At 48.2% G+C, this 6,213-nt stretch carries 2 protein-coding genes and 1 pseudogene; all 3 read right to left on the bottom strand.

The genetic code is table 11. The annotated features are described in order from the left end of the window. A pseudogene (locus WG8_RS28315) lies at nt 1-1,498 on the bottom strand (transcription initiation factor TFIID); the annotation flags it as partial. A gap of 4 nt (nt 1,499-1,502) precedes the next feature. Then, nucleotides 1,503-4,892 carry a tubulin-like doman-containing protein gene (locus WG8_RS11065; protein WP_007430261.1) on the bottom strand — a complete coding sequence of 1,130 codons (3,390 nt, stop codon included), beginning with the start codon at nt 4,890-4,892 and terminating at the stop codon, nt 1,503-1,505. Between the two features lie 24 nt (nt 4,893-4,916). Further along, nucleotides 4,917-6,213, bottom strand: a 1,297-nt coding sequence (locus WG8_RS11060) for a hypothetical protein (RefSeq protein WP_007430260.1), incomplete at its 5' end; no start/stop codon positions are given.

Below are 6,213 nucleotides of genomic sequence, written 5' to 3'. Positions count from 1 at the left end.
GTTGAAAGGGCTGATCCTCCACTCGGCCGCTATAGAGGGTATCCAGCTCAGCAGCACTAACCTGCAAATCATTGGACGTATCACGAATCATTCCCCGAATAGCCGTAAGCACATTTCCCGGTTTATCTTCATCTGTCCAGTCTGCCAGCTCGAATAGGCCGATTTCGGGATGCTCCTTGGCAGCTGTGTTCACAGCCGTCTGCAAACGTAATTCCGCCTGAAAATCGCCCAGACGTTTGTGTACGATCCGTTCACAATTATCGCGGAAAAAGGTTTCGCAGCCTTGACCAAACAAGACTTCCTCTGCCTCACGTAATGACATCCGCTTCAACGAGCCATAACTGGCTCCACTCGTCATCAGCGCGCCCATGTCTGTAATCGCATCATTCCCAGGCACAAGATCATTTCGCGTACGCCCGCGCTCGGCAGCATCCAAGCCAAAATAAGTCAGCTTATCGCGTACGTCCCATTCCCTCTCCGTTCTCATACGTGTCAGCAGCTTCACATAAAAGTGATACAGTACCGTAAGTGCGATCGACTGGTTGGGGCGCTTGACCCGGGAAAATCCGGCCGACACATAGCCCTGCCGCCCGGATTCCGTCATAATATTGTTCTTAAACGATGTATTGTTGTAGCCCCCATCCTGTGACCGATAGGAATCTCCTGCCTGATAACGGTTTTTGAGGAGCTGAATGTGACAAATGATGTCGCAGCTCTCGCGCAGGCTATTAGGCACCGTTATGCCGCGCTCGTTCTTGTCGGACAGCACATAAACAAGATCAAACAACGGCGATGGAGCATGGAATACCGGGATGGTCAATTTGTCCTCGGTCATATGGAGTGGCGCCGTAAACGTATACTCCGGGCTCTGGATATAGTCCAGTTCCCGCATAAAAGCAACGGACGTTGCACTACGGTAGCCGAATTGGGCAGCCTGATCGCCTTCACTCACCAGCACATACAAATCCATCTGTACGGACTTGAAGGACTGCGCAAAAATATATTCCGCCAACAGCGTAATCTCGGGAACCAATACATTCATCGGATCATCGGCTGTCGTCAAGATCGACAAATGGACACGCTCGAACGAGGAATACAACCGACCGTAATCCGCCAAGTGCCCACTAGCACGGCGCAATGCGGTGTTAAGTTCAATCAACTGCGATTCATGTGTATAAAAAGCCTGATGCAAATCACGGCGTATCGTTTGGTGACTGCTATCCTCCGGTACGGCTACCGTATGCAGGATAGTATCTACAGAACGGTCTACACCCGTCTGCTCATCCTGTGAGCGAATCTGAATATAGGTTACCCCTGTGCTGTTATCCCACTTGGTCCGGTTGATATCTGCAATAGTGTTTATCACCGATCCCATACCGTCACCGATAAAAAGAAACACGGACGGGAAATGGATGCTGCTGCGTCCATCCCCGCTTCCGATTAGTTGGTCCTCTGCGGCTGCATAGTCAGCCGCATAACGCAACAGCTGCTCTCTCATACTTTTACTTCAACTTTCTGCGAATGTCGTTTAATTTACCGGCCATTTGAGCATAAAACGCATAAAGCTCAGCTCCATTAGCCAGCTCCACCTTTTCATACTCCAATTGATTACGGGCTTCTGTAAAGGTCGCAGCGAGTCCATCCAGCTTTGTCAGCAATGGTGTAATATCCTCCGACGAAGTCAACACAGCATCACGGCGATCCGCTTTACGCATCAGGGCTGCAAGTTTCTTCTCTTCCAGACCACGGAAGTTTGTAAACACTTCAAACTCCACATAATTACGACTCTTCATAACGTTGGCGAACGGCTCCCAAGCCTCTTCCTCTTCGTCACGATCATAGACGTACAAAGCGCCTTTCTTCGAAATCGTGTCGGTATAGAGGACCTGGATGAATTGATCCAGCCATTTTTCCTCATCCTGATATTTGCCCAGCAAAGCCTCCAATTCCGCAGCCTTGGCTTCGATTTCAGTATATTTCGCCAGTTCTTCACGAACCACCTGCGTAAGCTCCGGTGAACGGATCAGGTTTTCCTTGGCCATGTCTTCATTGATGCTGCCAAAGATGTCTTTGCTTCCCGTCTGCTCCAATCCTTCAGCCAGTAGACGTTTCAGCTCAGACCATGCTCTCTTCACCTCACCCAGATTTGGCTTGGATTCCTGCAAACGCATATCGTAGCCTGCCAACAGCGCATTCAGATCCAGCGCACGTGAACGCAGCACGGTAAAGCGGCTGCTCGTATTCTGATCGACATCCTTCTCACGGATAACACCTAGTGACTTCGCATGGTTGAAGTCATTTCGGATACGGGCATTGTAAGCCTGCACACGCGGATTGACATAGGTTTCGCCCCATGATTTTTCAGGAATTGGCGAAGGCAGATTGGTCCAGTTATTCTGACCTGTCTGTACCAAATGGCGGCCAATACCTTCGCGGTCAAGAATCGTTTTTTCATAGCTTTCTTCATACACTTTGAGCGGCGTATATACAAACAGCGGGACGCCATTGCGCGTATTGAGCCAGAAAATACGGTTACGGACTTCACTCTCTTTAATCGTAAAGTGCGATTTGCCAATCGCATTATTTTGATAATTGCGAACACCCTTCAGAATGTTAGGCGACTGAACAGGTACCGATACAAATCCCCATGACGGGAAGTACAAATTACCAGAGCTGTTGCTCAGATGGAAGACAGGTACAGCCTCCTCATCCAGCTTGCTCGCAATGTAGCGCTCCACAAATTTTTCAATTGCTTCATCTTGCCCGTATTTCATGACGAGGAAATCCTCCATGGAACGGGTAATGAGATCACCGAACTTTTCGGTCAAGAAATTGGAGATGGAGCTGATGATGTCCATATCCTGATCCTTCACCCATTGATCTGAATTTTCCAGCAATTCCTGGGCAAAATCACGAATCAAATCATCACCGTTACGCTTATCCAGCAGCTTGGTCACGACTTCGGAAATATCCGGGACGCTTACCAGATTCCAATAGTACGTTTTGTTGCCTTTATGATCGGACTGTTCCTCGCCATTGATCAGCAAATCGCCATTCTTTTCGAAAATGGCACTCAGTGCGTTCAAAATTTCAGTAAATACATTATAAATGCGGTTGTTTTCCTTATTTAGCAGGTCATACAGGTCTTCATAAAATTCAATAAGCTGCTCTGTACGCTCCACATCGGCCCGAAGCCAATATTCGTTGATTTTTGCTTCAATATACGCATTTTTCTTTTTATCCTTGGACACAAACGCGCTCTTGGCATCGCCCAGCTTCTCATTCGCCTGCTCCCGCGCCCATTCAATATCCGTAGGAATACGGTGCAGGGATTCACGCAATGTCTCGATATAAGACAGCAGCATTTTCAGCAAGCTGAATCCTTTTTCCGTATAAATCATACGGGATACATAGAACGGTCCTTGCTCGGGGTGCAGGAACATCCGGCGGATCTGATCTGTAAACTGCCCCGTAATCTCGCCTGGAAGCTGTTTCTTTGCTTTGATATATTCTTCACGGGCACGTGTCAGGAACGTCTGCTCCAGCTCAGTGTCCATATTGACAACTTGCATTTTCACAACATTGCTATAGCTGAGTCGTTCACTATTTTCAAATCCCGGCAGTGGCTCTGGTACACGTGATTCAAAGTTTTTGATCATGCTGTCCAGATCGACGCCCAATTTGCGGGCAAACTTCTCTACGTCCTCCTGATTCGGCGCCTGCTCGAACATTTTGGACATTTTACCAAACATCCGGTAAGCCAGATACGTGGTCATTTCCTCCATGGGCAGCACTGCCGAGGAAGCCCCGATAATATTGTAATCGTAGTTTGCCGGGTAGGTCTTATTCATTTGTGCAATGTTCGTACGAATGTTGCTGATATAGTCATGGATGGCGAACTCTTCGCCCGACTGTTTTTCCTCACTCGCCATAAAGTTGGTGATGTTCTCGGCGGTGACATTCATGCAATAATCATAAGCATTTTCCAGCAGCTTGCCTTCCGTATTCGTGGCCGAAATAAGGTGACACAGATTAAACGGCGGCAGCGGCGAGTTTACGGTCAAAATGTTACCATACTGCTGCTTAAAGCGTTCGCCGCGGTTATCCACATTCATCCAGTAGTCCAGCTCTTTTAGTGCGGCATAGCCGTTCTTTTTTATATATTCACGTGTATGCTCGCTCAGGCTCTTGTTGGCCAGGTTAATATCCGGTGTAAACAGATAACCTAATGTATTCACACGGTCTACACCTGCGGAGCCATAGTCGCGCTCAATAATTCCCCGGACGATATAGGAGATATCGAGGAAGGTGCCGCTTCCTGTACCGCCAGACAAACCGGACAGCAGGAACACCATCAGCTTCTTGTTGGTGCCTTCAGACAGGGTTTTGATTTTTTTGTCAATGCTTTGTACGACCTGATTGATTTTGGTGAACAGCAGCAGGCGTCCAGCCTGACGTACCCCTGCGGCTCCGTTCATTCCATCCGTAATGCTCAGCTCGGGAGACAGCCAGTCAGTAATGTACGGCTCCAGAATGCTGCGATTTTGCAGCAAGCCACCGATTTCAGCATTGGACAGCAGTACAAACTCATTGATCGGGTCCAGACCAATGCCTTTGTATTTTTTGTTGCGATCCTGCTCATTCGTTTCAAAAGCGAGAAATTCCACATTGTCCGGCTTTTCGCTCTTTTTTTTGGAAATCGGATCTGCCGGCAGCTTGAATCTGCGGTTAATTTGATATTTCAAGCGAAGGAGGGCATCAATCCCCGTACCTCCAAGTCCGATAATTAATATAGGATTATCAATGGTATCTACTCTGATCTTGTCGCTTACGATTCCCCCACCGAGTGATACGTCTAATTGTTGAATATGCTCTCTAACTACGGGTTTCATAGATTTGACCTCCTAAGGGTTCGTTTAGCTGTTCACTGAAATAAATTCCAGTAAAATGGTTTTGTCCACACTAGCCAGCGGGATCGTCAGACGATCACCGTTTTTCAGTTCTAGACCGCTGCCTGTGTCTACAGCGCGTCCGGATTTTTCAATCGTAATCTCCGGGGTGCTGCGCACCATGATTCGATCCTGATTGGCTGGCGTGAACACCACCTTGTCGGTTCCGGCAAATTCCGGTGCCAGTTGCAGCAACTGGTGCAGATTAAATTTGCCCCGGAAGGTGTTCAGCTTCTTGTATTGCGGATACGTTTTTTCACCGGTATTTTCATCCCGGATTTCCAGTACAATTTGGCCGACAAAACCACGATTGGCTTTTTTGACAGCCTTCCAGATGAAAAATGCGGCAACCAGCAGAACAAGCAATCCCAGTCCTGCAAGAATGAGTGGCAGCAGGTTGGACTTTTCGGCAGGTGCTGCCGTTTGAGTTGTACCTGTATTCGTGCCACTGCCCGCCCCTGCTTTAGCACTGATGGTTATGGGCTGGGTTTCACGGTAAAAGCTCTTCTCTTCTGCTCTGACACTTAGTTCATAGTCATGCTCATCCAGAATCGTGTAAGAGCCGGTAAAAGCATCGCCTGCATTGGTTAGCGGCACCTCATTCGTTGTCCCGGAATCCAGGTCCTTGACCTTCAGAACAGCATTCATATTCGCATATAATTCCTGATCCTGAAACTGCTGGTTATTACTCGTCAGATAGGAACGAATTTGAACCGAGTCACCTTTTTTGTACGATTGGGCAGGCGGTGCGTCCAGCTTCAATTCCAAATCATAGTTAAATACCAGATTAATATCGATCTGATCCTGCCGGACTCCCTTGACCTGGAGCTTCCAGTCGCCAGCTACAGGCTTGAGCAGCTTAATCAGCGAGTAGCTTTTCGACTTGGACAACAGTACATCGCTTGAAGGAATCGGCTTGGTGTTGCCCGACGGATCTATCAGTCTTGCATCCACCGGTTTCGAGGACATAATCGAAATGTTGGCCTCCAGCACGCTATCGTTCGGTACGGTTACCGTAACATCCTGATAGTTGCCGTTAGCCGTAATGGACTGCAAGGGCACAACCTTCAATTTCAAATTGCTGGCGAAAATTTCACTCAAAATGTTCGGCAGATCATCCGCCGAGCTTGTAATAAAGGACTTGCCGCCCGTTTGCTGCGCAATGTCGGCGAGCTTGTTTTTATTCAGCTTTCCGTCTGCATTGAGACCGATGGTATAGATCGGAACACCGCTATTTTTAGCTTCGGCTACAGCCTTCGCCATA

Origin of the sequence: Paenibacillus sp. Aloe-11 (assembly GCF_000245715.1) — a bacterium.
GTDB lineage: Bacteria > Bacillota > Bacilli > Paenibacillales > Paenibacillaceae > Paenibacillus > Paenibacillus kribbensis.
This window is presented reverse-complemented; position numbering and strand designations above follow the sequence as displayed.